Source organism: Rhodococcus sp. 4CII (genome assembly GCF_014256275.1).
GTDB classification, from domain to species: domain Bacteria; phylum Actinomycetota; class Actinomycetes; order Mycobacteriales; family Mycobacteriaceae; genus Rhodococcus_F; species Rhodococcus_F wratislaviensis_A.
The window spans coordinates 413,858-439,674 of sequence record NZ_JACCFE010000002.1; the positions used below are offsets into that span (position 1 = coordinate 413,858).

Genomic DNA, 25,817 nt, shown 5'->3' on the forward strand with positions numbered 1-25,817 from the left:
CCCGATTCGGGCTCGAGGCACCATGGGTGCCATGACGATGTTCACACCGACGAGTCCGGACGGTCTCGTCGCACTCGTCGCCGAACGCTGCCTCGCGGTGGACGGCACCGCCGTCGTGGCGATCGACGCCCCCGACGGAGCGCACCCGATCCCCTTCGCGGACTCGATCTGTGCGTCCCTGCGGGAGCGGGGACGACCCTGCGACGTCGTGTCCCTCCACGACTACGTCCGGCCCGCCTCGCTGCGCCTCGAACACGGCCGCGACGACGAACTCAGCTACCGCACCCTCTGGTTCGACTACGAGGCACTGAACCGGGAGGTGGTGGGTTCGGTGCGCACCGACCGCCGGTGGTTGCCGAAGTTGTGGGACGAGCGCGAGGATCGCTCGGCCCGGTGCTCCCGCGTTCCCGCCGCCGACCGGCAGGTGGTCCTCGTGGCCGGTCCGATGCTGCTCGGCCGGGACCTCGATTTCGATGTCACCGTGCAACTCCATCTGGGTGAGGGGGCGCTGATCCGCCGCACCCCGGCCGATCAGCGGTGGACCGTGCCCGCCCTGCTGCGGCACGCCGCCGGCACCTCGGACGCACCCGATCTGCTGGTGCGCTACGACCACCCGCCCAAACCCGCGGTCCGGGCGGGTCGCTGATCCGGTCACGGCGTGCGCAGGAACCGGGTCAGCCCTTCCTGCACCACGGCGGCGACCAGATTGCCCTTCCGGTCGAAGATCCGGCCCTGCGCCAACGCGCGCCCGAAACCGGCGGACGGTGACGTCTGGTCGTACAGCAGCCATTCGTCGGCGCGGAACGGTCGCAGGAACCACAGCGCGTGATCGAGTGAGGCACTGTTGATCTCGACACCGGGGTGCGGTGTCATTGCGGACCCGATGAGCGTCATGTCGCTCATGTAGGCGAGGGCGCAGACGTGGAAGACGGGGTCGTCGGGCAGCGCCTTGCGGGACCGAAACCACGCCTGCTGCTGGGCGGCCACGCCGCGCCTGCGGTCGATCTCGCCGTTTCCGACCATCCGGATGTCCCAGTCGGACCACTCCCGGGCGAGCCAGGCGATCTCAGGGTCGTCGGAGTCACTGGCGAACGGCAGCATGTCGGGTGGCGGGACCACGGGCATCTCGTCCTGGTGCTCGATACCCTCGTCCTCGACCTGGAAGGACGCCGACATCGTGAAGATCGCCTGACCGTCCTGGATGGCGCTGACCCGTCGGGTGACGAACGAGCGCCCGTCCCGGATGCGGTCCACCAGGTACACGATCGGCTTCGTGGGGTTTCCGGGACGAAGGAAGTAGCCGTGCAGCGAATGGACCATGAACCGCGGTTGGACCGTGCGAACCGCCGCCACCAGCGCTTGACCGGCCACCTGCCCACCGAACGTGCGGGGAAGCATGGTCTCGGTCGCTATGCCCCGGAAGATGTTCTCCTCGAGGCGTTCCACTTCCAGGATCTCTTCGATCGTCGCCATCCACGGCCCCTTCCGATGCTCGTCCGCTGACACTCTCACACGGATTCGCCGCGCCGACACACCGGCACCGCACGAGGCCCGGGTCGGACCTGGTGCGGTGCCGGGAAAAGCGGCGCCGGAAGTGCCGCGCGATCGATCAGCGATCGACGACGGGAATCACCAGCCGCGTTCGGCGAGCCGGTGCGGGACGGGGATGTCGTCGACGTTGATACCGACCATGGCCTCGCCGAGCCCGCGGGACACCTTGGCGAGCACATCCGGATCGTCGAAGAACGTGGTGGCCTTGACGATCGCCGCCGCCCGCTCCGCCGGGTTGCCGGACTTGAAGATCCCGGACCCGACGAACACACCCTCCGCGCCGAGCTGCATCATCATCGCCGCATCGGCCGGGGTGGCGATGCCACCGGCGGTGAACATGGTGACCGGCAGCTTGCCGGCCTTCGCGACCTCGACGACCAGGTCGTACGGGGCCTGCAGTTCCTTCGCCGCCACGTACAGCTCGTCCTCGCTCAGCGACGTCAGCCGGCGGATCTCCCCGCCGATGGTCCGCATGTGGGTGGTGGCGTTGGACACGTCCCCGGTGCCGGCCTCACCCTTGGACCGGATCATCGCCGCACCCTCGGTGATGCGGCGCAGGGCCTCACCGAGGTTGGTGGCACCACAGACGAAGGGGACTGTGAACTTCCACTTGTCGATGTGGTTGGCGTAGTCGGCGGGGGTGAGGACCTCGGACTCGTCGATGTAGTCGACGCCCAGGGACTGCAGGATCTGCGCCTCCACGAAGTGCCCGATGCGGGCCTTCGCCATCACCGGGATGGAGACGGCGGAGATGATGCCGTCGATCATGTCCGGGTCGCTCATCCGGGACACGCCGCCCTGGGCGCGGATGTCCGCGGGAACCCGCTCGAGCGCCATGACCGCGACCGCACCCGCGTCCTCGGCGATCTTCGCCTGGTCCGGGGTGACGACGTCCATGATGACCCCGCCCTTCAACATCTCGGCCATGCCACGCTTGACGCGTGCCGTACCGGTGGTGGGGGTGGTGTCGGGGGTGCTCACAGCGAACTCCTGAGGTGTGGCGTGGATTGGCTTCGATAGCGGCATGCGTGAGCGACGACGTTCACGCTGCAGTACCCGATTCTAGGACCAACGCCAGTCCACTTCCGTAGCCAGTCCGCGATTGCTGGCTTTCTCCGGACGGTATGCGATGGCGAGGGCGGTGCCCCCGACGGCGCGCGGCTCAGGTGATCGCGCGTACCTCGGGCTCGTCGGCGGCCGCGGCCACCGCTTCGGCCTCGTCGAGGAGGTCCGCGAGATCGTGCGGATACACGGCTTCACCGGCCGCCGCCAGTTCGCGGACGGTGTCCGCGGTGCACCACCGGTGCCCGGTGATGGTGCGGTTCTCGAGTTCGGTGAAACCGCCGTGATGCGGCTCGAACCCGTCGGTGCGCAGCGCGAAGAACAGTTCCTCGGAGCGGATGAGGCTGCCGTTCCAGGAGAAGATCGCGACCCGCCGCCACATGGGCCCCCGCAACGAGTCGGCCGAGGCGGTGTACCCGGTCTCCTCGGCGATCTCCCGGACCGCGGCGGCGCGCAAGTTCTCGCCCTTCTCGACGGCGCCGCCGATCGTGAACCAGTAGTAGACGTCGGGGACGGTAGGGTCGTGCCCCCGGAGCAGCAGGACCCTGCCCTGACCGTCCAGCAGGACCACCCGGGCCGAGGTGCGGACGGAGTCGAGGGCGAGCCCTTCGGTGACCGCGGCGGCGGACGACCGTTCGGTGATCTCGAAATACGTCGGAAGCGGGGCCGTGCCCCCCAGGTGCAGCCAGCGCACCGGCCGCCGGGTACGCAGCGCGAGGGTGTCGCGGACGGCGTCGTTGTGGAACCGGCGGGCGATCAGCACGCGCGCCTCGGCGTCGGCCAGTTCCGCCACCAACTGGGGTCGCAACGTGTCCGGGTCGAGGGAGGACAACGCACTCGACAGCGCGTTCTCGGCGATCTCGCGTTCCGCCCGGTCCGACCGTTCGGCCCGGGCGGCCAGCGTCGCCAGCGACCGGCCCTCCGGTGGGTCCATCGCCGCGGCCGCCGCCCGCACGACCACCGCGCGGCGCGCGAGGGCCGCGTCGAGGGCCTGCCAGGACAGGTCGGAGCGCACGTGCAGGCGGTCGAGGCGGTTGGCCGTTCCGTACGCCCACAGACCGATCGCCAGGACCACGGCGGCGACCAGGGCGAGAACCAGGATGGTCAGGGCGGAGAACGTCACGAACCGACCTCCCGGACCCCGTCGCGGCCGACGGTGACCGTCTCGTAGACGCGCAGGATCTGTTCGGCCACCACCGGCCAGTCGTAGTCGGCGACGACGGTCCGGCCGACGTCGGTGAGCCCGGCGCTGCGCTCGGGATCCCCGAGCACCGAGTCGATCCCCGCGGCGAGCGCCGCCGCATCCCCCACCGGCACCAGCACCCCCGCCTGCCCGTCCCGCAGGACCCGGCGGAACGCGTCCAGTTCGCTGGCCACGACGGCCGCCCCCGCGGCCATCGCTTCCACGAGCACGATGCCGAAGCTCTCCCCGCCGAGGTTGGGGGCGCAGTACACGTCGGCGCTCCGCAGCGCCGACGCCTTCTCTGCGTCGTCGACCTGCCCCAGCAGCCGCAGATGCCCGAACACCGGGCCCGCCTCACGGCGCAGCTTGTCCTCGTCACCGCGGCCGACCACCAGCACCTCGAGGTCGGGATATTTCTCCACCAGCGCGGGCAGCGCGCGCAGCAGCACGGCCATGCCCTTGCGGGGTTCGTCGTAGCGTCCGAGGAAGAGGATCGTCTTGCCGGGACGCGGGTATCCGGGCAGTGGCTCGGCGTCGGCGAACGCGGGCACGTCGACCCCGTTGGGGATCTCGACCGCGTCGGAACCGAGAGATTCCACCTGCCACCGGCGCGCGAGTTCCGACACCGCGATGCGTCCGCTGATCTTCTCCAGGTAGGGCTGGAGCACTCCCTGAAACGTGCTCAGCACCAGCGACTTCGTGGTCGACGTGTGGAAGGTGGCCACGATCGGGCCCTCGGCGACCCGCATGGCGAGCATCGACAGGCTCGGCGCGTTGGGCTCGTGGATGTGCAGGACGTCGAAGTCGTTGTCCGCGATCCAGCGCCTCACGCGGGCGCTGGCGGCGGGGCCGAAACTCAACCGGGCCACCGACCCGTTGTACGGGATGGCGAGAGCGCGGCCCGCCGAGACGACGAAGCCGGGCAGGTCGACGTCGTCGGAGGCCGGGGCCAGCACACTCACCTTGTGCCCGCGCTCGATCAGGACCTCCGCGAGGTCGACGACGTGGGCCTGCACTCCGCCCGGCACGTCGAACGAGTACGGGCAGACCATTCCGATCTTCACGAGTTCTCCATGCGGGCGAGCCTCGCCTGCGACAGGTCGGACAGCCACAGCGGCTGAAGCATGTGCCAGTCCTCGGGGTGCGCCGAAATGTTCGCCTCGAATCGCACCGCGAGGGCCTGCGTCGCCGCCTCGACCCCGGCGCTCGTGTCGATCGGGGGGTCGATGCGGAAGCCCCAGCCGCCGTCCGTGAACCAGCAGTGCACCGGAAGCAGGGGGGCGCCTGTGTCGATCGCCAGCTTGGCCGGACCGGCCGGCATGCGGGTCGATTCCCCGAAGAACGTCACCGGGACGCCCTTCTTCGCCAGGTCGCGTTCACCGAGGAGGCACACGATCCCGTTGTCCCGCAGACGCGCCGACAGTTCCACGAACGGTGGATGCTCTCCCCCGCTGAGCGGGAAGATCTCGAATCCGAGCCCTTCGCGGTAGGCGACGAAACGCTGGTACAGCGATTCCGGCTTCAGCCGCTCGGCGACCGTGGACAGCGCACCCCAGTGCTGGGCGCACCACACCCCGGCCATGTCCCAGTTGCCGCTGTGCGGCAGCGCCAGAATCGCACCACGGCCGGCTTCCTTCGCGCCGTCGAGGTGTTTCTGCCCTTCGATCAACTCGTCGAGCGCGGCGCCGGTCTGCACGAGGTCCATCGACGGCAGCCGGAAGGCCTCCCGCCAGTACCGCGCGTAGGAACGCATCGACGCCCGCATCAGGGTGTCCGGCACCTCTGCCGGGGGGACGCCGAGCACGCGGGCGAGGTTGCGCCGCAACTGTTCCGGTCCGCCGTTCCGCACGGCGAAGTCGGCTCCCCTGTCGAACAGGGCGACCGCCACCTTCTCGGGCAGCGCGCGGACCAGCCGCCAGCCGGCCGCGTATCCCAGGTCGCTGATCCGTTCCGACAGGCCGCTCACTGCGCGGTCGCCTGTCCGTCGTCCGACGTCGTGTCCGCAGGCGGCTGGGGCAGCACGTCCCGCGCGCCCGGCGACCTGCGGACTGCCAGGACCCGCTGGAACACCGTGATCACGCTGCCGACCGACAGCAGCCACATCGCAACGTGCACGGCCCACGGCACTCCGAGCCCGGTCACGCCGGCGCCGACCAGCACGATGATCAGCCGGTCGGGTCGTTCGATGAGTCCGCCGTCGGCGGACAGTCCACTCGCCTCGGCGCGCGCCTTCGCGTACGAGATCACCTGGGAGGTGACCAGGCACAGCAGCGTCGCGATCAGCAACGGCTTGCTGTTCTCGTGGTAGACCGCCCACCAGGCGAGTCCGGCGAAGATCGCACCGTCGGCGACGCGGTCGCAGGTGGCGTCCAGGACCGCGCCGTATCGCGTTCCGCCGCCGCGGGCGCGGGCCATCGCGCCGTCCAGCATGTCGAACATGACGAACAGCCAGATGAACATCGCTCCCCAGAACAGATGTCCGCTGGGAAACAGTGTGACCGCGCCGGCCACGGTTGCCACGGTGCCGATGACGGTGACGGAATCGGGGGTGAGCCCCGTCTTGACCAGGGCCTTCCCCAACGGCGCCGTCACCTTGGACACGGATGCCCGTCCGAAGAAGCTCAGCACCTCTCCACCCCGTTCTTCGCTTCCCGCCAGGTATCCCGAACGCGTGAGTCAGCGACTCGCGCGTCATTCATCTATCGCGTCATTCATTCCAGGCCTTCGCCAGCAGCCCCCGGGTCTCCCGCAGCAATTGCGGCATGACCTTGACCCCGGCGAGGACCGTGATGAAGTTCGCGTCCCCACCCCAGCGCGGAACGATGTGCTGATGCAGGTGTTCGGCGAGGGACCCGCCCGCTGCCGCACCGAGATTGAGGCCGACGTTGAAACCGTCCGGCCGCGACACCCGCTTGATCACCCGCAGCGCCTGCTGCGTGAACGACATCAGCTCGGCGCTTTCCGCCTCCGTCAGGTCTTCGAGCGCCGCGACCTTGCGGTAGGGAACCACCATCAGATGCCCCGGGTTGTACGGGTACAGGTTCAGCACCGCGTACACGTGTTCCCCGCGGGCCACGATCAGCCCGTCCTCGTCGTCCATCTTCGGGATGTCGATGAACGGCTCGTTCGGAGTGTCCCGCGACTTCGGCGCCTCGGCGATGTACGACATGCGGTGCGGCGACCAGATCCGCTGCAGGTGATCGGGTTCCCCGGGGCCGCGGTCCACGAGGCGTCCGGGACCGGCGAGCATCTCGTCGGCTGTCACGTCGTCACCTCCGGTCATGTGCGTCACCCTTCCTGACCGGGTTGCAGCAGCTCCGCCGTCGGCGACGCGTTCTCGCGGCGGCCGATCCATTCGGTGACGATGCGCACGGCGTCGTCCACGGCCACGCCGTTGACCTGGGTGCCGTCCCTGAATCGGAAGCTGACGGCACCCGCTTCGACGTCCCGTGCGCCTGCCAGCAGCATGAACGGCACCTTCTGGGCCGTGTTGTTGAAGATCTTCTTCTGCATGCGGTCGTCACTCGCGTCGACCTCCGCGCGGACACCGGCCGCCTTCAGCCGCTTCACCACGTCGAAGAGGTGGTCGGCGAACGCCTCGGCCACCGGGATGCCCACCACCTGGACCGGGGCGAGCCACGCCGGGAACGCACCCGCGTAGTGCTCGGTCAGCACACCGAAGAACCGTTCGATGGAACCGAACAGCGCACGGTGGATCATGACCGGCCGCTGCTTGGTGCCGTCGTTGGCGGTGTATTCGAGGTCGAAGCGCTCGGGCAGGTTGAAATCGAGCTGGATGGTCGACATCTGCCAGGTCCGGCCCAGCGCGTCCTGCACCTGCACCGAGATCTTCGGCCCGTAGAACGCGGCGCCGCCCGGATCCGGCACCAGGTTCAGGCCCGACGCCTCGGCGACCTCGGCAAGGGTGTTGGTCGCTTCCTCCCACACCGCGTCGTCGCCGACGAACTTGTCCGGGTTCTTGGTGGACAGCTCCAGGTAGAAATCGTCGAGACCGTAGTCTGCGAGCAGGCCCAGCACGAAGTTCAGCGTGGTGGTCAGCTCGTCGCGCATCTGCTCCTTGGTGCAGTAGATGTGCGCGTCGTCCTGCGTCATGCCGCGCACCCGGGTCAGCCCGTGGACGACGCCCGACTTCTCGTACCGGTACACCGACCCGAACTCGAAGAGCCGCAACGGAAGCTCGCGGTACGACCGTCCGCGGGAGCGGAAGATCAGGTTGTGCATCGGGCAGTTCATCGGCTTGAGGTAGTAGTCCTGGCCCGGCTTGCGCACGGTGCCGTCCTCGTTCAGTTCCTCGTCGATGTGCATCGCCGGGAACATGCCGTCGCGGTACCAGTCCAGGTGACCTGACACCTCGTAGAGGTGCCCCTTGGTGATGTGGGGGGTGTTGACGAAGTCGTACCCCTCCTCCACGTGGCGCTTGCGGGAGTAGTCCTCCATCTCGGTGCGGATGATCCCGCCCTTGGGATGGAACACGGGCAGACCCGAGCCGAGCTCGTCGGGGAAGCTGAACAGGTCGAGCTCGGACCCCAGCTTGCGGTGGTCGCGGCGCTCGGCCTCGGCGAGCAGTTCCAGGTGCTGCTCCTGCGCCTCCGCCGACTCCCACGCGGTGCCGTAGATGCGCTGGAGGTCGGCGTTGTCCTGGTTACCGCGCCAGTACGCCGCCGAGCTGCGGGTGAGCTTGAACGCCGGGATGTGTTTGGTGGTGGGGATGTGCGGGCCGCGGCAGAGGTCGCCCCACACCCTCTCGCCGGTCCGCGGATCCAGGTTGTCGTAGATGGTGAGCTCGTTGCCGCCCACCTCCATGATCTCCGGATCGTCGATCCCCGACTTGTCGTCGATGAGTTCGAGCTTGAAGGGCTCCTTCGCCAGCTCGGCGCGCGCCTCTTCGAGCGACTCGACCACGCGGCGGGAGAACCGCTGCGACCCCTTGATGATCTTCTTCATCCGCTTCTCGAGGCTCGCGAGGTCCTCCGGAGTGAACGGGCGTTCGACCGCGAAGTCGTAGTAGAAGCCGTCCTTGATCGGCGGGCCGATGCCCAGCTTGGCTTCGGGGAATTCCTGCTGGACGGCCTGCGCGAGCACGTGCGCCGCCGAGTGCCGGATGACGCTGCGGCCGTCGTCGGTGTCCGCCGCGACCGGCTCGACGTCGACGTCGGCGTCGGGAACCCAGGACAGGTCTCTGAGCTGGCCGTCGGCGTCACGGACCACGACGACGACGTCCGGACCCTTGCTCGGGTAGCCGGCCTCCCGAACCGCGGTACCGGCCGTAGTCCCCGCGGGCACCCGGACGAGGGCGGCTGGGGCGGCGGGTGCGGGGGTGCTCACGGCGATGTTCTCCTAGGTGAGGTGTGCGGTGCAGACAGGGTGAATGTGCCAGCCCATGTTATCGGCCCAGCAGACACACCCAACCACGCGTCCGGCTAGAGCGGGCTCTCCAACCACGAGTAGTCGAGGCCGATCCACGTTCCGACGAGACCGAACGTCCCGAGCAGCCACAGCGTGGCGAGGACGACGACGGCCGTCAACAGTGCGCCCGCGCCCTTGACGACCAGCGACTGTCGCGAGAACCACTCGATGAACGCGTCGTACCGCTTGCGCGCATAGTGCAGCAGCCGGTGCGCCCACGCGAACTCGGACGCGAGAATCCCGAGCCCCGCGAACACGATCAGCCAGCCCGGACCCGGGTAGGGAATCGCGACGATCCCGGCGGCGAGGACGAGGGCGCCGATCACTCCCACCGCGATCCGGTACGCCACGTTCAGGCTCGGCCGCGCGGCGATGTGCTCTCGCCACCTGCGCCAACGGCTCTCCGCTTGCTGGAACGGAGACAGATCCGAATCGTCGACGTCCACGTTCTCGGGCGCGGGTCCCGGCCGAGCTTCTCCGCTAGTCACCAGTCCACCCTACCGACCACGACCTGCGGCGGCGCGTCGTCGCACCGCCGCGGCCGCCAGCGGGTCAGCCCTTCACACACACGACCTGCCGCAGGTGGGCCACGACCTCGACGAGATCGGCCTGCGCCTCGATCACCTGCTCGATGTCCTTGTAGGCGCCGGGAATTTCGTCGATCACGCCCGCATCCTTGCGCGATTCGACTCCGGACGTCTGACGCACGAGGTCGTCGACGGTGAAACGCTTCTTCGCCTTCGTGCGGCTCATCGTCCGCCCGGCCCCGTGCGATGCCGAGTTGAACGACAGCTCGGAGCCCAGTCCCCGCACCACATAGGATCCGGTGCCCATGGATCCGGGGATGAGTCCGAGATCACCCCGGCCGGCCCGGATCGCGCCCTTGCGCGTGACGAGCATCCGCTCGCCGTCGACGATCTCGTCCGACACGTAGTTGTGGTGGCAGGAGATCGGTTCGTCGAACCGCACGGTCCGGCCGGGCAGCGACTGCCGGAAGGCCCGCATCACCAGCGTGAGCATGACGGCGCGGTTGCGGGCCGCGTACTCCTGCGCCCACGTCAGGTCGTGGCGGTACGCGTCCATCTCTTTGCTGCCGGCGAGGAACACCGCGAGATCGCGGTCGACGAGCCGCTGGTTGTGCGGCAACGCCCGCGCCACCGCGATGTGCCGCTCCGCCAGTTCCTTGCCGATGTTGCGGGACCCGGAGTGAAGCATCAACCAGACCTCGTCGGCGTCCGACAGGCACACCTCGATGAAGTGGTTGCCGCCGCCGAGCGTGCCGATCTGCTTCATCGCCTTCGATTCCCGCGACTGGACGCCGGAATGGAGGTCGCCGAATTCCTGCCAGAATCGGTGCCACCCCTTCTTCACGCCCCCGGCGTCCGTGACGTCCAGTGCGCCGACGTTCACCGACCGCTCGTGCATGGCGAAGCCCACCGGCACCGCACGCTCGATGTGCGACCTCATCGACCGCAGGTTGTCGGGCAGATCCCGGGCGGTGACATCCGTGCGGACCGCCGTCATTCCGCACCCGATGTCGACGCCGACCGCCGCCGGGGCGACCGCCTCGCGCATCGCGATGACGGAACCGACCGTTGCACCCTTTCCCACGTGGACGTCGGGCATGACGCGCACACCGTGCACCCACGGAAGGTCGGCCATGTTCCGCAGCTGCTGCAACGCAGCCTGCTCGATGGTCCACTCCTCTGCCCACATCAAAGTCGGCGCGGCAGTGCCCTCCAGCCTCACGGGGAACATTCGACTCGGTCCTTCGGTAGCGGATCACCCGGGGATTTTCGGCCGGCTGAGACCATTGTCCGCCGCGCCGCGGAGTCGCTACAACCGAATTTCTGGGTGCACGCACGAAAAAGAAGAGGGCGTCTCCGATTTCGGAAACGCCCTCTTCTTTCTGTGGTCCCGGCTGGGATCGAACCAGCGACCTTCCCGGTGTGAACGGGACGCTCTTCCACTGAGCCACGGGACCGAAGCGCGCCAGACAGTCGCGCTCGAACGAGTTGGAACATTAACACGACCGAGCCGCCGAACGAAAATCACGTCGTTGGGATTCGCACCGGTCCCTCCCCGAACCCCGCCCCAGACCCGGCGTCGTTCATGCGTAGTTCACCGTCTGATCCCTTGACCTGCAGATTTGTAACTATCGCGGATGGTCGGCTAATGTTCTCAACCGCACCACGGAGAACATTCTCCGCGAGTTACACGGTGCATGCGGACGTGGCGCAGCTGGTAGCGCACAACCTTGCCAAGGTTGGGGTCGCGGGTTCGAATCCCGTCGTCCGCTCGAGAGGTTGGACTCAACCTTCACGGTGGAGTGGCCGAGTGGTGAGGCAACGGCCTGCAAAGCCGTGCACACGGGTTCGATTCCCGTCTCCACCTCGCGCGATTAGCTCAGCGGGAGAGCGCTTCCCTGACACGGAAGAGGTCACTGGTTCAATCCCAGTATCGCGCACCGAGATAGATGATAGATGCTCGACTGTTTGACTTGCTCGACAGTGACGGCCCCTTCGCGGGGCTTTCACGAATGCGGACGTGGCGCAGCTGGTAGCGCACAACCTTGCCAAGGTTGGGGTCGCGGGTTCGAATCCCGTCGTCCGCTCTCTTTTTTCCATCCCGCGCGATTAGCTCAGCGGGAGAGCGCTTCCCTGACACGGAAGAGGTCACTGGTTCAATCCCAGTATCGCGCACCATTTCGCTCGACATCCTCTCGGCCGTGAACGACCGAGATTCCCCTCGAGACTCGCGTCCCGAGGTTCCTGTTTCACAGACAGTTGCCTCCCGCACTTACGTCCGGGGCGGTCTCACACCATCTCCGCAGGCTGCCACTGTCAGTCCGACGGCCGAAATGTTCTTCGCCGCGTTCACATCCCGGTCGTGGACGGCGCCGCGTCGGCACGTCCACTCCCGAACGTTCAGCGGAATCTTCGCGACCTTCAGTCGGGCGTTGGTCCGGTTGCGGAGTGTGTAGAGGCTCGCGATCCCGGCGTCGAGCCCGACCACCCGATCGGCCGGCTCGGGTTCGGCGACCTGGGTCCTCGACGAGGATCGAGATGTGATACCGACCAACCGCACAGAGCAATCAGTTCAGCCCCGGTCATCGACCGGGGCTGAACTGCTCTTCGGCGTCAGGCGAGGCACAGCCGGTTGGCGCCCGAGATCATCGCCCGCAGTGTCGATTCCGTGTGGGACTCACCGATGCCCATCGCCCAGAGCCGGATGCCGACGCTCTCGCAGAGCAGGAACGTCGCCGTGCGATGCCCGATCTCGTGCTGGTGGAAGGACAGGATCTCCATCGGACAACCCGCGTCGTACAGCATCGAGGTCATGGCGGCCACCGGGCCGGGCGCGCTCGCGCCGGTCTTGCAGATCGATTCGCCGATACCGAGCGTCGCTGCGAAGTCCCACATCCCGGGGCCGGTCTTCTGTTCCGACCAGCTGCCCAGCCGGAACGGCCCGTTGGACGGCGCGTAGGTGTTCTCGAACGCGGACCAGGTCATCCCCGCGGCTTCGGTCCGGAGCTCCCGCGGCAGCGACTTGTGGTGGCGCGCGGCGAACGGATCGGCGGCCGGCGTCGACGACGGGAAGGACGATGCGAAAGAAGTGGAGGTGCTCATTGTCGTGGTCTTCCTGCAAGAAGGGAGGACCAACGCGTAGCTCGACGACCCGCAGCGAGGGGTCGGTCCGTATCAGACCCCGCTACGGCGGAGAACTACGAGAATGCGCTGCATGGATCACACTGTAAGCGACAACCGTCCGCCGGGACAACTCCCCCGGGCACAGTGCGTCAGCCGGCCGACGCGTCCGGCCGGGTGACGGAATTGTTACCGCCACCCCTGGAACGTGAGGAATTCCTCATGTATCGTCGAACTAGCCATCCACCCCCCCGATGGCAATGAGCCCCAGCCATGACCCCCCATCCAAGGCTGGGGCTCAGTCTTGCGTCGGGGGCCTTCCCGCGGTGTCGGACGTTTCGCCCGCCTATTCGGAGAACCCTGCGCATCGCGCCGGAGTATTGGACACTCGTCCAACGATGTCGCCCACCGAGGGCTCCTCGTCATGACGGATTCACCGCGCACGGAGGTGTCCGCACATCACCGTTCGGCGCGGGCCGCCACCGCGGCCGCCTTCGGGCTGCAGGGTTTCCTCCTCGCGGCCATCCTCACGCAATTACCCCGGTACCAGGATCGATTCGGTGACGACACCGTCATCGTGGTCGCCGTGGTGACGGTCTCGCTCGTCGCCGGCGCGGGAAGCGTCGGCGCGATCGCGGGCGCGCTGTTCGTGGCCGCCACCTCGGCGCTCGACGTGGGTGTCGCCGCCGCGACCAGCCTGCGGATCGGGTTCGTCGTCCCGCTCCTGTTCGCGGTGGCGCTCCTCCTGCTCGCCCCCGCGTTCGCCCGGACCGGGACCGCGACCGGCAATCCGAGCGGGCCCCGGATCGTGACTGACGGCAGATGTTCTACTTAGGCGAACGCCCGCGGCGATTCCACCGCTGCGGGACGGTACGGAAACGACACGGTCAGGGAAGCGAAGGACACGGTGGATCAGCTGTGACTGTCGAAATAGACCCGGCGGGCATCTGGGATTCCGAGGCGATCGCCGACGTCGCCGCGGCGACGTTCCCTCTCGCGTGCCCACCCGGGGCGACGCAGGACGACATCGCCGCCTTCATCGACGACGTGTTGTCGGCCGAACGGTTCTCCGAGTACCTCACCGACCCCGCTCGCACCGTCCTGAAGGTCACCCACGGCGGGGCGATCGTCGGCTACGCGATGCTCGTCGACGGAGAGCCGTCCGACGCGGACGTGAGCCGCGCCGTGACACTGCGACCGAGCACGGAGATCAGCAAGCTGTACGTGCTGCCCGGCAATCACGGGACCGGCGTGGCGTCCGCGCTGATGGACGCGATCGTCGAACGCGCCGAGGCCGCCGGGTGTGCCGGACTGTGGCTGGGGGTCAACCAGGAGAACGTCCGGGCCCAGCGCTTCTACGCGAAACACGGATTCACGAAGGTCGGGACGAAGACGTTCCCGGTCGGCACCCAACTGCACCACGACTTCGTGATGCAGCGGGCGCTGTAGCGAGCCGGGTCAGCTCGCGGCGACCTCGAACCGCGACAGCGCGAGCAGCCGGGATGTGGCACGCAGGTACTTCTTCCGGTAGCCACCGGCCAGCATCTCGGGGGTGAAGATCGCGTCGAGCTTGGCGCCTGCCACGGTGACCGGGATGCTGGCGTCGTACAGGCGGTCGGCGAGCACCACCAGGCGCAACGCCACCGACTGATCCTCGGCGGGGTGGACGCCGTCCAGGAACACGGCCGGAATTCCCTCGACCAGCTTGTTGTAACGGGACGGGTGCAGCGTGCTCAAGTGCTTGCACAGTTCGTCGAAGTCGTCGAGCGTGGCACCCGGGATGCTCTCGGCGCGCTCGGCGAGTTCCTCCGAGGAGATCGGGTCCGGGGCCGGCGGCAGGTCGCGGTGCCGGTAGTCCGGTCCGTCGACCCGGATCGTCTCGAAGATCGAACCGAGCTTCTTGATCTCGCGCAGGAAGTCCTGCGCGGCGAACCGGCCCTCACCGAGCTGGCCGGGCAGCGTGTTGGACGTCGCGACGATGGAGACACCGCGCGCCGACAACTCCGACAGCAGGCGGGACACCAGCATCGTGTCACCCGGGTCGTCGAGTTCGAATTCGTCGATGCAGAGCACACTGTGGTCGGACAGCTGCTCGACGGCCTTGTTGAAGCCGAGCGCGCCGACGACGTGCGTCAACTCCACGAACGTGCCGAACGCCTTCGGCGACGGGACGCTGTGGAAGATCGAGGCGAGGAGGTGGGTCTTACCGACACCGAAACCGCCGTCGAGGTAGAGCCCCGCTCCGGTGGCGGGCGTCTTCTTTCCGAACAGGCCGCGTCGCCCGCCGCTGCGGATCTTCACGACCTTCTTCGCGAACTCCTCGGCCTTCTGGACCGCGACGGCCTGGCTGGGTTCTGCGGGGTCGGGGATGTACGACGCGAAGCTCACCTCGTCGAACATGGCCGGGGGCACCATCTGAGCTACCAACTGATCAGCCGGTACCACGGGGCTACGATCGACAAGACGTGCATGCATACAAGCAGGGTATCCACGTGTTGTGATCACCAACATGCACCGTGTACATATTGCGACATTTTTCACACCGGACACGCCACCCGCACGGGAGGAGTCCAGTGAATCGACCGCGAACGCGCTGCGGGGGCTCTACGCCTACCCGGAGGACACGCCGCGGCCCTGGATTCGTGTCAATTTCGTGAGCAGCATCGACGGCGCCGTCTCCGTCGACGGCGTCAGCGGCGCCCTCGGCACGCCCGCCGACAAACTGGTCTTCGACACCCTGCGGGAGCTGGCGGACGTCGTGCTGGTCGGGGCGGGCACCGTGCGAGCGGAGAACTACGGCGGTGTGCGCGTCGGCGCGGAGGGCAGGCGGCGCCGCGCGGAGTCGGGGATGCCGGAGGTACCCCCGATCGCCGTCGTGTCGGCCCGCGCGCACCTCGACCCACAGTCGCGACTGTTCACCGACACCGAGGTGCCACCGATCGTCGTCACGAGCAGCGACGCCGACCCGACGCGGATCCGCGCGCTCGCCGATGCGGGTGCGCGGATCGTCACGGCCGGCGCGGGGCAGGTTACCGGCACCCGCCTGATCTCCGCGCTCGACGACTTCGGACTGCGCAGGGTGCTGTGCGAAGGGGGGCCGAGCCTGTTCGGTCAGCTGACCGTCGACGACGCGGTCGACGAGGTCTGCCTCACCACAGCGCCGGTGCTGGTGGGTGGGACCGCGGGCCGCGTCGCCACGTCGCCGCACGCCCGGACCACCTCGATGACACCCGCGCACATCCTCACCGACACCGACGGCACCGTCCTGACCAGATGGGTGCGCCTGCCCCACCCGTAGCGGAACCTGGCAGGCTGGGCGCCATGCGCAGATCGGTGTTGCTCGCAATGGTGCTCGTGGTGTGCAGCGCGTGCGGGGCCGGACCGTCCAACCGGCCGCACGTGGCGGTCGAGCGCGAGGGCGTGGGCAGCGAACCCACGGCAACCGAGACCGAGAACCCCGACGCCTCCCCGCCCGTGCTGCAGACCCCTAAGAACGATCTGGCGTGGACCGACTGCACCCAGAGCACGCTCGCCTCGCTGGGCCCCGGAGCGGCAGCCCCGGCCGGACTCGTCTTCGAATGCGGCTCGTACGAGGCGGCCGTCGACGAGAACGGCACCCTGCCCGGTTCCTTCACGATGGGCGCCATGCGGGCACGGCTCGCGGACACGCCCGAGAACGCGGCCCCGCTGGTGCTGACATCGGGCTCCGACCGGTCGTCGACCGCGACGCTCGCGGCACTGAGCACCGGCGGGCTGACGTCGCTGCTGTCGACGCGTCCGGTGGTCGCGGTGGACCGTCGCGGCATCGCCTCCTCCCAGGAGATCGAATGCCTCACCCCGGAACTCCGCGCCGGCCTCGCCGATCTGGGGCAGTTCGCCCCGGGGACGGGTGACCAGGTCGACAAGGTGACCGCGCTGGGCCGTGACGCGACCATCGCGTGCACCGATTATCTGCAGCCGCAGGAACTCGCGTTCGACAGCACCCACGCCGCGGACGACATCGAGGAGTTGCGCCGCACGTGGGACGTCGATTCCCTCGGGATCCTCGCCACCGGCAACGGCAGTGCCGTCGCGCTCAGCTACGCGGCCGCGTACCCCGGCCGGGTCGGCAGGCTCGTCCTCGACTCCCCCGCGGTCACCACGGTGGACGCCGCGACGGCCACTGAGCAGCAGGTCGCGGGACAGGAGGCGGCGTTCGACGCGTTCGCCCGCCAGTGCACCGCCCTGAACTGCTCCCTCGGCGCCGATCCCCGCGTCGCGATGTCGGACGCCGTCACGGCCGCCGCGGACGGCCGGATCCCGCAGGTCTCCGCGAGCGCCCTCCTCACCGCGGTGTCCGGGTCGCTCGCCGCCGCGGGCGGCGACCAGCAGGGCCGCGTGCGCGCACTGTCGGATGCGGTCAGCTCCGCGGTCGCCGGCAACACCGCGCCGATCCTCGGCCTGATCGGGCAGGCCGAGGCCGCCTACGAGAGCGACGGACAGTTCATCACTCGCTGCACGGACGGCCAGCAGTGGCCGGCACCCGACCGGGTCCGTGACCTGCAGAAGGTGTGGGGCGAGCGCTACCCGCTGTTCGGCCCCTCCGCCGCCGTCGGACTGCTCCCGTGCACGTCCTGGCCCGCGACCGCACCGCCTACCCTGCCCGGCGATCTGACCGTGCCGGTCCTGGTGCTGAACGGCACCGCCGACCCGGTCGTCGGGAACGCCGGGGTGGGCACTGTGACGGGCGCCGTGTCGAGCGCGGGCGCCACCACGGCGACGGTGACGTGGCACGGCAGCGGCCACCCCGCCACCCATTCGGACTGCGCGCAGAAGTCGATCGTCACCTACGTCACGGACGGTGCGCTGCCACCGGACGGCAGCGCCTGCCCCGCCTGACCGGCGTGGTCCGTCCGACACCCACAGGGGGTGCGTGACCGCATGTCAGGGCTTCTCGGTGTACCGTGCCGTGGTGTTCCTTCGACAACTCGAACCGCGCACCGGGCGGACCGCCAACGAGGTCGTCCACTTCGCGCTGTGGCCGATCGCCGTCATGACCGTGCTGCATCGAGTGGTCGTCAAGGCGGTCAACGGCTACATCACCGACGACTTCCGCCCGGTCTACAACGCCGCACTGGCGTTCCTCAACGGGCGGCCCGTGTACACCGCCAATTTCAACTGGGTGGACCCGCACTACCTGTATCCGCCGTCCGGCACCCTGCTGATGGCCCCGATCGCCGTGATCGACCCCGAGCGGTCCCGGTGGTTGTTCATCATCGCCAACGCGATCGCAATCATGATCGCGTTGTACCTGCTGCTGCGGCTGTTCGGCCTGGGATTGAACTCGATCGCCGCCCCGATCCTGCTGCTCGCCACGTTCTCGTCCGAGACCGTCACGAACACCCTCGTCTTCACCAACATCAACGGTCTCGTCCTGCTCGGTGAGATCGCGTTCCTCGTGTTGCTGATGAAGCGCAAGGACATGTGGTCCGGTGTCGCGATCGGGCTGACGTTCGCGGTCAAACCGATCCTCGCCCCACTCCTGCTGCTGCCCCTGGTGCGCGGCCAGTGGAAGGTGTTCGTCACCGCGATCGGCATCCCCCTGATCCTCACCGCGGTCGCCTGGCCGCTGTCCGCGGACCCGATGGACTTCGTGCGCCACACCGTGCCGTACCTGATGGAGTCGCGCGATTACTTCAACAGCGCGATCGTCGGCAACGGCAAGTACTACGGCCTCCCGACGGCCCTGATCTGGGCTCTTCGCGGCGCGTTCGCCGGCATCGTGGCCGGGTCACTGTGGCTGCTGTACCGGTACTACCGCCACGACGAGCTGTTCTTCGTCGTCACCACGTCCGGGGTCCTGCTGACCGCGTCCTGGCTGCTCGGCTCGCTGGGCCAGATGTACTACTCGATGATGCTGTTCCCGCTGCTGATGTCCGTGGTGCTGAAGAACTCGGTGATGCGAAACTGGCCGGCCTGGCTTGCCGTGTACGGGTTCATGAGCTACGACAGCTGGCTGTCGAGCCGGTTCATCGAGGCCGGCCGGACCGCCGAATACATGAAGACCACCCTGGGGTGGAGCCTGATGCTGCTCGTGATCTTCGGCGTGCTGACCGTCCGGTACGTCACCGCGCGCCGGGAGGGGCGACTCGACCGGGGCATCGACCCGGCGTTCCTGCTCGAACCGGAGGACGCGCAGCCCGACGCTCCGCGGGACACCGCGCCCGACGAGCAGCCGCAGGTCGAGTCGGCCGCCGCGAAGACGTAGGCCGACTCTCGGGCCGGGCGTCGCGGCCGGAGCCGGCGAAACGTATTAGCGTGGAGCCATGAGTTCGCAGCAGCAGGATCCCACGCAGTCCCCACCGAAGGTTGCTCTCTCCGAGAGTGAGTGGCGCGAGAAACTGACTCCCGAGGAGTACGCGGTGCTGCGCCAGGCCGGCACCGAGCGGCCCTTCGTCGGCGAGTACACCGACACGAAGACGGAAGGCGTCTACCACTGCCGGGCGTGCGGCGCCGAGTTGTTCCGCAGCTCGGAGAAGTTCGAATCGCACTGCGGGTGGCCGTCGTTCTTCGATCCGGCCGACTCGGACGCCGTCATCCTCCGCGAGGACAGCTCACTCGGCATGCGCCGTGTCGAGGTGATCTGCCGGGCGTGCCACAGCCACCTCGGCCACGTCTTCGAGGGTGAGGGCTACCCCACCCCCACCGATCAGCGGTACTGCATCAATTCGATCTCGCTGGTCCTGGAACCGACCGGCGACTGATCGTGGGCGGGTCGAACGCGCGGATGGGCGGCAGTTCGCCCTCGTAGCGTTCGATGTCGACGAGCACGTGCTGACCCGTGCAGCCGTGGGCCAGCGACGAGGTGCCCACGTCCGGGGTCAGCACGTTCGGGTTTCCGTGCACGCACAGCGAGTCGGGGTCGGTGGCGTCGAGCGGGTCGTACCAGGCGCCCGTCGACAGCTGGACGACACCGCGGCGGACCCCGTCGTCCACCACCACACCGGCGAGGCACGCACCGCGGTCGTTGAACACGCGGACCACGTCCCCGGCGGCGAGAGTGCGTTCGGCCGCGTCTTCCGGGTGGATGCGCAGCGGTTCGCGGCCCCGGATCTTCGACTTCTGACTGGTGCCGCCGTGGTCGAGCTGGCTGTGCAGGCGGGTGCGCGGCTGGTTGGCGATCAGGTGCAGCGGAAACTGCTGTGCCCGCCTGCCGCCGAGCCATTCCTCGGGCTCGTACCAGCGGGGGTGACCGGCGCAGTCGTCGTAGCCGAATCCGTCGATGTCTTCGGAGAAGATCTCGATCCGCCCGCTCGGGGTGGCGAGGGGGAACTTCACCGGGTCGGCACGGAAGTCGCCGAACAGGATCAGGTCGTCCTCGGTGCGCATCCGCACCTGCCCCTGCGTCCAGAATTCGTCGAACTCGGGGGCGGGACCACCATCGGCGCGGACGAAGTCGCGCCACTGCCCGTACAGGTGCGCGAGCCACTGCTCGGACGAGCGTCCCTCGGTGAACTTCTCGCCGACGCCGAGTTTCGTCGCCACCGCGGCGAACGTGTCGTAGTCGTCCCGCGCGTCGGCGTACGGCCGCACCGCGGCGTGCATGGCGACGAGCAGCGGGTCGTTGCGGGTGCAGCTGAGGTCGTCCCGCTCGAGTGAGGTGGTGGACGGGACGACGATGTCGGCGTGCCGGGCCATCGGCGTCCAGTAGGGGTCGTGGACCACGATCGTGTCCGGCCGGGCCAGCGCCCGGCGCAGCCGGGGAATGTGCTGATGGTGGTGGAACGGGTTCCCGCCCGCCCAGTACAACATCTTGATGTCCGGGTACGTCAGCCGCTGACCGTCGTAGTCGAACGACGCGCCCGGGTTCAACAGCATGTCCGAGACGGCGGCCACGGGAATGAAATCGCGGACGGGGTTCAAACCCTGCGGAAGCGTGGGCAACGGGTACGGGACGGGTGCGAGCCCGGGCTCGTTCATCGAGCCGTAGCCGTGGCCGAAACCCCCTCCGGGAAGGCCGATCTGACCCAGCATCGCGGCGAGGGTGACCCCCATCCAGGGGGCCTGCTCGCCGTGTCGGACCCGCTGCAGCGACCAGGTGACGGTCACCATTGTCCGGCCCGACGCCATCCGCCGCGCGAGGGCCGCGAGTTCCGCGGCGGGGATCCCGGAGAGCCGTTCGGCCCATCCGGGGGATTTCGGTACCCCGTCGGAGCGCCCGAGCAGGTAGTCCTCGAAGCGGTCGTAGCCGACGCAATGACTGTCCAGGAACGCCGTGTCGTGCAGGCCCTCCGTCGCGAGGACGTACGCGAGCGCGAGCATGACCGCGACGTCGGTGCCGGGCACCGGGGCGTGCCGTTCGGCGGCGCCGTGCATGTCGTCGTGCAGCGGACTGAACGACACGACCGAGCCGCCGCGGCGGCGGAGCGCGTCGAGCGCGTCGCGGGTGGGGTGGTCGCTGGTACCACCGTGGTTGACGCCGGTGTTCTTCAGCGGAACCCCACCGAAGCAGACCATGAGGTCGGTGTGCTCGGCGATGACCTTCCAGGACGTGGAGCGGGCAAACATCTTCCAGTGCGTGCCCACGACCCGGGGCATGATCACGCCCGTCGCACCCAGCGAGTAGCTGTGCACGGAACGGGTGTAGCCGCCGAGGGTGTTCAGGAACCGGTGAACCTGGCTCTGGGCGTGATGGAACCGCCCCGCACTGGCCCAGCCGTAGGAACCGCCGTAGATCGCGGCGTTGCCGTATGTGTCGACGACCCTGCGCAACTCGTCGGCGAGCCGCTGGGTCAGTTCCTCCCAGTCGACAGCCACGAACTCGTCGGAACCCCGGGAATCGGTCGGACCCGGACCGTGGTCGAGCCACCCGCGGCGCACCACCGGTCCGGTGATCCGCGCCTTGGTGCGAACCGATCCGGCGATGTTGCCGAGCACCGGTGACGGATCGGCGTCACCGATATAGGGGTGCGCGGTGACGACCTCACCGTCGGCCACCTCGGCCTCGAACATCCCCCAGTGCGACATGTGCTGGTAGCGGGGCGCGGTGCGGGCCCCGTCGGCGTCACTCATCGACGATGCGTCAGATCACGGAAGCGCCGTGACCAGCTTCTCCACATCCACCCGCGGGCCGGTGAAGAACGGCACCTCCTCGCGGACGTGCAGCCGGGCCTCGGTGGCGCGCAGGTCACGCATGAGGTCGACGATGCGGTACAACTCCGGTGCCTCGAACGCCAGGATCCACTCGTAGTCGCCGAGCGCGAATGCGGGCACGGTGTTGGCGCGCACGTCCTTGTAAGTGCGAGCCGCCATGCCGTGGTCGGCGAGCATCTTGCGGCGCTCGTCGTCGGGCAGCAGGTACCACTCGTAGGAGCGGACGAACGGGTACACGCAGATGTAGTTGCCCGGATCCTCACCGGCCAGGAACGCCGGGATGTGGCTCTTGTTGAATTCGGCGGGGCGGTGGCACGCGACGTTGCTCCACACGGGCTTGCTCGCGCGCCCCAGGGCGGTGGTGCGACGGAAGTCCGCGTACGTGGCCTGGAGGGCTTCGATGCTCGCCGAGTGCGTCCAGATCATGAAGTCGGCGTCGGCGCGCAATCCGGCGACGTCGTAGAGCCCGCGAACGACGACACCCTTCTCGGCTCGGCCTTCGAAGAAGATCCGCGCCTCCTTGATGACGGCTTCCCGGTCGTCCCCGAGAACCCCGGGTTCCACCTGGAACACCGAGAACATGAGGTAGCGGATTTCAGAGTTCAATGCGTCGAAGTCGAGGCGTGCCATGGGTCTATCGTGCCACTCGCTCCGCGAGGCGTGTAGCCGCCGTCGTCGCAGCGGCCACGCAGGCGGGAACACCCACCCCGTGCAGCAGCGCCCCGGACACCTCCACACCGTCCAGACCTGCAACTTCCTGCTCGATCACCCACACCCGGTCGAGGTGGCCGGGACCGTACTGCGGCAGTCCGCCGTGCCAGCGCTGGACGTGGGCGGCGACCGGCTCCGCGGACACCCCGGTGACGGTCGCGAGGTCGCGCCGGGCCGCGGCGATCAGGTCGTCGTCCGGTGCATCGACGACGGCGGCGTCGCCGAACCGGCCGAACGACGCCCGGACGAGGGTCACCTCACGCTGGGCGAGATGCGGCCACTTGCGGCTCGACAGGGTGAACGCCTTGGCGCCGAGCGACGCGTCGGTGGCCACGAGGATGCCGGAGTTCTGTGGAATGTCGGCGCCGGTCGGCAGTGCCAGCGCGACGACCGCCGACGAGGCCAGCGGGATGTCCGCGGCCGCGGCCGCCGCGCGGGGTGCGACGCCGGCGAGCAGTGCGGCGAGTTGTGGGGCCGGCACGGCGAGCACGAGTCCGTCCACCCGGCCGAGCGGATCCGCACACCAGCCTTCGCCGTCCCGTGCGAGTGCCCGGACACGTTCGTGCACGATCTGCGCGGACGCGGCTTCCGCCAGTGCGCGCAGCAGAACGCCGTAGCCGCCGCGCAGGGCGCCGAACACCGGACCGGGGGTGGGTGTGGGGAGGGCGTCGGCCACCGCCGCGGACAGACTGGTGGCACCGCGGTCGAGGGCCGCGGCGAGCGTGGGCACTGCGGCGCGGACGCCGATGGTGTCGGCGAGACCCGAATACACCCCGCCGAGAAGCGGATCCACCGACCTCCGGACCACCTGCGGGCCGAACCGCTCACCGACGAGCGCTCCCACCGTGGTGTCGGCGCCCGGAGTCCAGTCGAGCGGGACCGCCCCCTCCCCCGCCACGCGGGCCAGCGTCGGACCGTCGACGAGACCGCGCAGGCTGTCCGCGTCTGCGGGTATCCCCATCAGCGTGTTCGACGGCAGCGGGTGCAGTGCGTCCTCGGACCAGATGAGGGGGCGCAGACCCGCCGGGTGCACCAACTGGTCGGCGAGGCCGAGTTCGGCGAGCAGCGCCGGCAGTTCCGGCCGCCGCGCGATGAACGCCTCCGCGCCCACGTCGACCGGTTCGCCCGCCAGCTCCACGGTGCGCAGCTTGCCGCCGAGCCGCTCCGCACCGTCGGCGACGGTGATCCGCGCGCCGGCGCCGAGCCGCTGCCGCAGCCGGTACGCGGCAACCAGCCCGGAAATACCGCCGCCGACGACGAGCACGTTCGGCGACGACGCGGTCACAGCGAATGCACCAGCTCGACCAGGGCGGTCAGCGCGCCCGGGTCTGTGTCGGGGAGAACGCCGTGCCCGAGGTTGAAGATGTGCCCGATGGCGCCGGCGGCGAGCGCGGCGTCGGCCTCCGCGGTGATGCGGCGGACCTGCTTCTCCACGGCCGCGGGACCGGCGAACAACACGGCCGGGTCGAGGTTGCCCTGGAGCGCCTTGCCGGGCCCGACGCGGCGCGCGGCCACGTCCAGCGGGATCCGCCAGTCGACGCCGACCACGTCGGCTCCCGCCTCGCCCATGGCGCCGAGCAGTTCACCGGTGCCGACGCCGAAGTGGATGCGTGGCACCTTCGCGCTCTCCACCTCCGCGAACACCCGCTCGGAGTGGGGCAGGACGAATTCCCGGTACTCGGCGAGGGACAGCGCGCCCGCCCACGAGTCGAACAGCTGGACCGCGTCCACGCCCGCGCGCAACTGGGCCTGCAGGAACGTGATGGTGGTGTCGGCGAGGGTCCCGAGCAGCGCATGCCACGTCTTGGGGTCGGAGTGCATGAGCGCCTTCGTGCGCTCGTGGTTGCGGCTGGGCCCGCCCTCGACGAGGTAGGAGGCGAGGGTGAACGGAGCTCCGGCGAACCCGATCAGCGGCGTCGACCCGAGTTCGGCGGTGAGCAGTTGTACGGCCTGCGCGACGGCGCCGACCTCCTCGGGCACCAGCCGCGGCAGCGCGGCGACGTCGGCGATCGACCGAACCGGGTTCGCGACGACGGGACCGGTGCCTGCCACGATGTCGAGGTCGATGCCCGCGGCCTTCAGCGGCACGACGATGTCGGAGAACAGGATCGCCGCGTCGACGCCGTGCCTGCGCACCGGCTGCATGGTGATTTCGCAGACGAGTGCCGGGTCGAAGCACGATTCGAGCATGCCGATGCCCGACCGGATCTCGCGGTACTCGGGCAGCGAGCGGCCCGCCTGCCGCATAAACCACACCGGGCGATGGCGCGGAGCGCGGCCCGCGGCGGCCGCCAGAAGGGGTGCGTCGGTGAGCACCCGCCTCGACGCGTACGTCGCCCGCTCACTCATGCCTGCATTGGTGCTTTCCAACCCGCTCATCGGTCCTCGCGCTCTCTGCCTGCTCGAATTTCGGCAGCTCTCATGCTGCCATGCCGGGACTCCGCCGCCGATCGGCCCTGCTCGGCGCGCCTCCGACGAGATGCGTGGGCGCGGGTCTAACGTCCCGAGCTGTGACGACATCGGGATCGCCCGCCGAACCGGCCGAGTTCCGCGCCGCCGTCGAAGCGATGAATTCTGCGCAGGTGCGCGCAGACATCGAACTGGGACCCATCCGGCCTCCGCAGCGGCTCGCACCGTTCAGCTACGCCGTCGGCGCAGAGGTCGTGCACGAGGACACCGGGGTCGTCGCCGAACAGAGCGAGGGTGATGCGTTCGGCAGATTGATTCTCCTGTTCGACCCGGAGGGCGACGAGGCCTGGAACGGCACGATGCGGCTGGTCGCCTACATTCAGGCCGACCTCGACGCCGCCGTCGCGTCCGACCCGCTCCTTCCCGAGGTGGCGTGGAGCTGGCTCGTCGACGCACTCGAATCGCGGCACGAACCCCTCAACGCACTCGGCGGCACCGTGACCGCGACGACGTCGGTGCGCTACGGCGACATCGCCGGGCCGCCCCACGCGCATCAGCTGGAACTGCGCGCGTCGTGGACGGCGACGTCGGTCGAGTTGGCAGCGCACGTCGAGGCGTTCTGCGAGGTGCTCGCGTATGCGGCCGGTCTGCCGCCCGCCGGGGTGTCGCAGTTGCGCACACTGGGCGGGAAGTAG

General features: G+C 69.0%; 24 protein-coding genes, 6 tRNA genes and 1 pseudogene. 13 read left to right on the forward strand and 18 right to left on the reverse strand.

The window, feature by feature from the left end; genetic code table 11:
* Positions 1 to 22 precede the first annotated feature (22 nt).
* Positions 23 to 646, forward strand: a complete 624-nt coding sequence (locus tag H0B43_RS02745) for a hypothetical protein (RefSeq protein ID WP_185729392.1) — start codon at positions 23 to 25, stop codon at positions 644 to 646.
* Between the two features lie 5 nt (positions 647 to 651).
* Here H0B43_RS02745 and H0B43_RS02750 read toward each other — a convergent pair whose 3' ends face one another.
* From H0B43_RS02750 to H0B43_RS02800, 11 genes are all read right to left on the reverse strand, one after another.
* Complete coding sequence (locus H0B43_RS02750) at positions 652 to 1,473, reverse strand: acyl-CoA thioesterase II (RefSeq protein ID WP_185729391.1); 822 nt, start codon at positions 1,471 to 1,473, stop codon at positions 652 to 654.
* Between the two features lie 156 nt (positions 1,474 to 1,629).
* Positions 1,630 to 2,532 (reverse strand): pyridoxal 5'-phosphate synthase lyase subunit PdxS, encoded by a 903-nt coding sequence (gene pdxS, locus H0B43_RS02755; RefSeq protein WP_015890540.1) that lies wholly within the window; start codon positions 2,530 to 2,532, stop codon positions 1,630 to 1,632.
* 181 nt (positions 2,533 to 2,713) lie between these two features.
* Positions 2,714 to 3,736 carry an NUDIX domain-containing protein gene (locus H0B43_RS02760; protein ID WP_185729390.1) on the reverse strand — a complete coding sequence of 341 codons (1,023 nt, stop codon included), beginning with the start codon at positions 3,734 to 3,736 and terminating at the stop codon, positions 2,714 to 2,716.
* The gene (locus tag H0B43_RS02765; RefSeq protein WP_185729389.1) at positions 3,733 to 4,860 is read right to left on the reverse strand and encodes a glycosyltransferase family 4 protein; all 1,128 of its coding nucleotides are present in this window, start codon (positions 4,858 to 4,860) and stop codon (positions 3,733 to 3,735) included. The genes H0B43_RS02760 and H0B43_RS02765 overlap by 4 nt, the downstream gene beginning before the upstream one ends.
* Entirely contained in the window at positions 4,857 to 5,762 is a 906-nt protein-coding gene (locus tag H0B43_RS02770) for a phosphatidylinositol mannoside acyltransferase (RefSeq protein WP_185729388.1), read from the reverse strand. Before H0B43_RS02770 ends, H0B43_RS02765 begins: the two co-directional genes overlap by 4 nt.
* Complete coding sequence (gene pgsA / locus H0B43_RS02775; protein WP_185729387.1) at positions 5,759 to 6,424, reverse strand: phosphatidylinositol phosphate synthase; 666 nt, start codon at positions 6,422 to 6,424, stop codon at positions 5,759 to 5,761. The genes H0B43_RS02770 and pgsA overlap by 4 nt, the downstream gene beginning before the upstream one ends.
* 79 nt (positions 6,425 to 6,503) lie before the next feature.
* Positions 6,504 to 7,079 (reverse strand): HIT domain-containing protein, encoded by a 576-nt coding sequence (locus tag H0B43_RS02780; RefSeq protein ID WP_185729386.1) that lies wholly within the window; start codon positions 7,077 to 7,079, stop codon positions 6,504 to 6,506.
* Between the two features lie 5 nt (positions 7,080 to 7,084).
* On the reverse strand, positions 7,085 to 9,142 hold the full coding sequence (gene thrS / locus H0B43_RS02785) for a threonine--tRNA ligase (RefSeq protein WP_185729385.1): 2,058 nt from the start codon (positions 9,140 to 9,142) through the stop codon (positions 7,085 to 7,087).
* A 95-nt stretch (positions 9,143 to 9,237) separates the two neighbouring features.
* A complete protein-coding gene (locus tag H0B43_RS02790) occupies positions 9,238 to 9,669 on the reverse strand; it encodes a TIGR02611 family protein (protein ID WP_185730135.1) in 432 nt (143 codons plus the stop codon).
* Positions 9,670 to 9,775: 106 nt separating this feature from the next.
* Complete coding sequence (locus tag H0B43_RS02795; protein WP_185729384.1) at positions 9,776 to 10,981, reverse strand: RtcB family protein; 1,206 nt, start codon at positions 10,979 to 10,981, stop codon at positions 9,776 to 9,778.
* Positions 10,982 to 11,135: 154 nt separating this feature from the next.
* Positions 11,136 to 11,207, reverse strand: a tRNA-Val gene (locus H0B43_RS02800).
* A gap of 242 nt (positions 11,208 to 11,449) precedes the next feature.
* Between H0B43_RS02800 and H0B43_RS02805 the strand changes: the two genes are divergently transcribed.
* The 5 genes from H0B43_RS02805 (at position 11,450) to H0B43_RS02825 (ending at position 11,928) form a co-directional block, all read left to right on the forward strand.
* Positions 11,450 to 11,522 (forward strand) — tRNA-Gly (locus tag H0B43_RS02805).
* A 24-nt stretch (positions 11,523 to 11,546) separates the two neighbouring features.
* Positions 11,547 to 11,617 (forward strand) — tRNA-Cys (locus H0B43_RS02810).
* Position 11,618: 1 nt separating this feature from the next.
* Positions 11,619 to 11,690 (forward strand) — tRNA-Val (locus H0B43_RS02815).
* A 74-nt stretch (positions 11,691 to 11,764) separates the two neighbouring features.
* Positions 11,765 to 11,837: transfer RNA gene (locus H0B43_RS02820), tRNA-Gly, on the forward strand.
* Positions 11,838 to 11,853: 16 nt separating this feature from the next.
* Positions 11,854 to 11,928, forward strand: a tRNA-Val gene (locus H0B43_RS02825).
* 94 nt (positions 11,929 to 12,022) lie between these two features.
* On the opposite strand, the pseudogene H0B43_RS43065 reads toward H0B43_RS02825, so the two are convergent.
* Positions 12,023 to 12,308, reverse strand: a pseudogene (locus H0B43_RS43065) (hypothetical protein); the annotation flags it as partial.
* A 55-nt stretch (positions 12,309 to 12,363) separates the two neighbouring features.
* Positions 12,364 to 12,852, reverse strand: coding sequence for a 2-isopropylmalate synthase (locus tag H0B43_RS02830; RefSeq protein WP_185729383.1), 489 nt, complete (start codon positions 12,850 to 12,852; stop codon positions 12,364 to 12,366).
* Between the two features lie 442 nt (positions 12,853 to 13,294).
* Here H0B43_RS02830 and H0B43_RS41290 point away from each other — a divergent pair, with 442 nt between their 5' ends.
* Together H0B43_RS41290 and H0B43_RS02840 are read left to right on the forward strand one after the other, a co-directional pair.
* On the forward strand, positions 13,295 to 13,705 hold the full coding sequence (locus tag H0B43_RS41290; RefSeq protein ID WP_252189871.1) for a hypothetical protein: 411 nt from the start codon (positions 13,295 to 13,297) through the stop codon (positions 13,703 to 13,705).
* An 83-nt stretch (positions 13,706 to 13,788) separates the two neighbouring features.
* Entirely contained in the window at positions 13,789 to 14,319 is a 531-nt protein-coding gene (locus H0B43_RS02840) for a GNAT family N-acetyltransferase (RefSeq protein WP_185729382.1), read from the forward strand.
* 9 nt (positions 14,320 to 14,328) lie between these two features.
* Here the strand turns inward: H0B43_RS02840 and zapE are convergent, their stop codons facing one another.
* Positions 14,329 to 15,345, reverse strand: a complete 1,017-nt coding sequence (zapE, locus tag H0B43_RS02845; RefSeq protein WP_185729381.1) for a cell division protein ZapE — start codon at positions 15,343 to 15,345, stop codon at positions 14,329 to 14,331.
* Between the two features lie 34 nt (positions 15,346 to 15,379).
* Here zapE and H0B43_RS02850 point away from each other — a divergent pair, with 34 nt between their 5' ends.
* The 4 genes from H0B43_RS02850 to msrB are packed head-to-tail and all read left to right on the forward strand — an operon-like array spanning position 15,380 to position 19,613.
* Positions 15,380 to 16,168 carry a pyrimidine reductase family protein gene (locus H0B43_RS02850; protein ID WP_185730134.1) on the forward strand — a complete coding sequence of 263 codons (789 nt, stop codon included), beginning with the start codon at positions 15,380 to 15,382 and terminating at the stop codon, positions 16,166 to 16,168.
* Positions 16,169 to 16,191: 23 nt separating this feature from the next.
* Positions 16,192 to 17,748 carry an alpha/beta hydrolase gene (locus H0B43_RS02855; protein WP_252189870.1) on the forward strand — a complete coding sequence of 519 codons (1,557 nt, stop codon included), beginning with the start codon at positions 16,192 to 16,194 and terminating at the stop codon, positions 17,746 to 17,748.
* Between the two features lie 34 nt (positions 17,749 to 17,782).
* Positions 17,783 to 19,117: a glycosyltransferase family 87 protein gene (locus H0B43_RS02860; RefSeq protein WP_185729380.1), complete on the forward strand. Its 1,335-nt coding sequence runs from the start codon at positions 17,783 to 17,785 to the stop codon at positions 19,115 to 19,117.
* 58 nt (positions 19,118 to 19,175) lie between these two features.
* Positions 19,176 to 19,613 (forward strand): peptide-methionine (R)-S-oxide reductase MsrB, encoded by a 438-nt coding sequence (gene msrB, locus H0B43_RS02865; protein WP_185729379.1) that lies wholly within the window; start codon positions 19,176 to 19,178, stop codon positions 19,611 to 19,613.
* On the opposite strand, the gene H0B43_RS02870 is transcribed toward msrB, so the two are convergent.
* Genes H0B43_RS02870 through hemE form a run of 4 tightly spaced genes read right to left on the reverse strand, consistent with a single transcriptional unit; the run spans position 19,573 to position 25,062 of the window.
* Positions 19,573 to 21,921 (reverse strand): molybdopterin-dependent oxidoreductase, encoded by a 2,349-nt coding sequence (locus H0B43_RS02870; protein WP_185729378.1) that lies wholly within the window; start codon positions 21,919 to 21,921, stop codon positions 19,573 to 19,575. The genes msrB and H0B43_RS02870 overlap by 41 nt on opposite strands.
* A gap of 15 nt (positions 21,922 to 21,936) precedes the next feature.
* Entirely contained in the window at positions 21,937 to 22,632 is a 696-nt protein-coding gene (hemQ, locus tag H0B43_RS02875; protein ID WP_185729377.1) for a hydrogen peroxide-dependent heme synthase, read from the reverse strand.
* Between the two features lie 4 nt (positions 22,633 to 22,636).
* On the reverse strand, positions 22,637 to 23,998 hold the full coding sequence (locus H0B43_RS02880) for a protoporphyrinogen oxidase (RefSeq protein WP_185729376.1): 1,362 nt from the start codon (positions 23,996 to 23,998) through the stop codon (positions 22,637 to 22,639).
* Positions 23,995 to 25,062 (reverse strand): uroporphyrinogen decarboxylase, encoded by a 1,068-nt coding sequence (hemE, locus tag H0B43_RS02885; protein ID WP_185730132.1) that lies wholly within the window; start codon positions 25,060 to 25,062, stop codon positions 23,995 to 23,997. The genes H0B43_RS02880 and hemE overlap by 4 nt, the downstream gene beginning before the upstream one ends.
* 161 nt (positions 25,063 to 25,223) lie before the next feature.
* On the opposite strand from hemE, the gene H0B43_RS02890 reads away from it, so the two are divergent.
* Positions 25,224 to 25,817, forward strand: a complete 594-nt coding sequence (locus tag H0B43_RS02890) for a DUF3000 domain-containing protein (RefSeq protein WP_185729375.1) — start codon at positions 25,224 to 25,226, stop codon at positions 25,815 to 25,817.

Coding starts and splice junctions, on each gene's coding strand:
- hemQ (WP_185729377.1), bottom strand. CDS start 22,632: ATGGCACGCCTCGACTTCGACGCATTGAACTCTGAAATCCGCTACCTC.
- H0B43_RS02870 (WP_185729378.1), bottom strand. CDS start 21,921: ATGAGTGACGCCGACGGGGCCCGCACCGCGCCCCGCTACCAGCACATG.
- H0B43_RS02780 (WP_185729386.1), bottom strand. CDS start 7,079: ATGACCGGAGGTGACGACGTGACAGCCGACGAGATGCTCGCCGGTCCC.
- H0B43_RS02750 (WP_185729391.1), bottom strand. CDS start 1,473: ATGGCGACGATCGAAGAGATCCTGGAAGTGGAACGCCTCGAGGAGAAC.
- hemE (WP_185730132.1), bottom strand. CDS start 25,062: ATGAGTGAGCGGGCGACGTACGCGTCGAGGCGGGTGCTCACCGACGCA.
- H0B43_RS02830 (WP_185729383.1), bottom strand. CDS start 12,852: ATGAGCACCTCCACTTCTTTCGCATCGTCCTTCCCGTCGTCGACGCCG.
- msrB (WP_185729379.1), top strand. CDS start 19,176: ATGAGTTCGCAGCAGCAGGATCCCACGCAGTCCCCACCGAAGGTTGCT.
- H0B43_RS02850 (WP_185730134.1), top strand. CDS start 15,380: ATGCACCGTGTACATATTGCGACATTTTTCACACCGGACACGCCACCC.
- H0B43_RS41290 (WP_252189871.1), top strand. CDS start 13,295: ATGACGGATTCACCGCGCACGGAGGTGTCCGCACATCACCGTTCGGCG.
- zapE (WP_185729381.1), bottom strand. CDS start 15,345: ATGCATGCACGTCTTGTCGATCGTAGCCCCGTGGTACCGGCTGATCAG.
- H0B43_RS02795 (WP_185729384.1), bottom strand. CDS start 10,981: ATGTTCCCCGTGAGGCTGGAGGGCACTGCCGCGCCGACTTTGATGTGG.
- H0B43_RS02745 (WP_185729392.1), top strand. CDS start 23: ATGGGTGCCATGACGATGTTCACACCGACGAGTCCGGACGGTCTCGTC.
- H0B43_RS02855 (WP_252189870.1), top strand. CDS start 16,192: ATGCGCAGATCGGTGTTGCTCGCAATGGTGCTCGTGGTGTGCAGCGCG.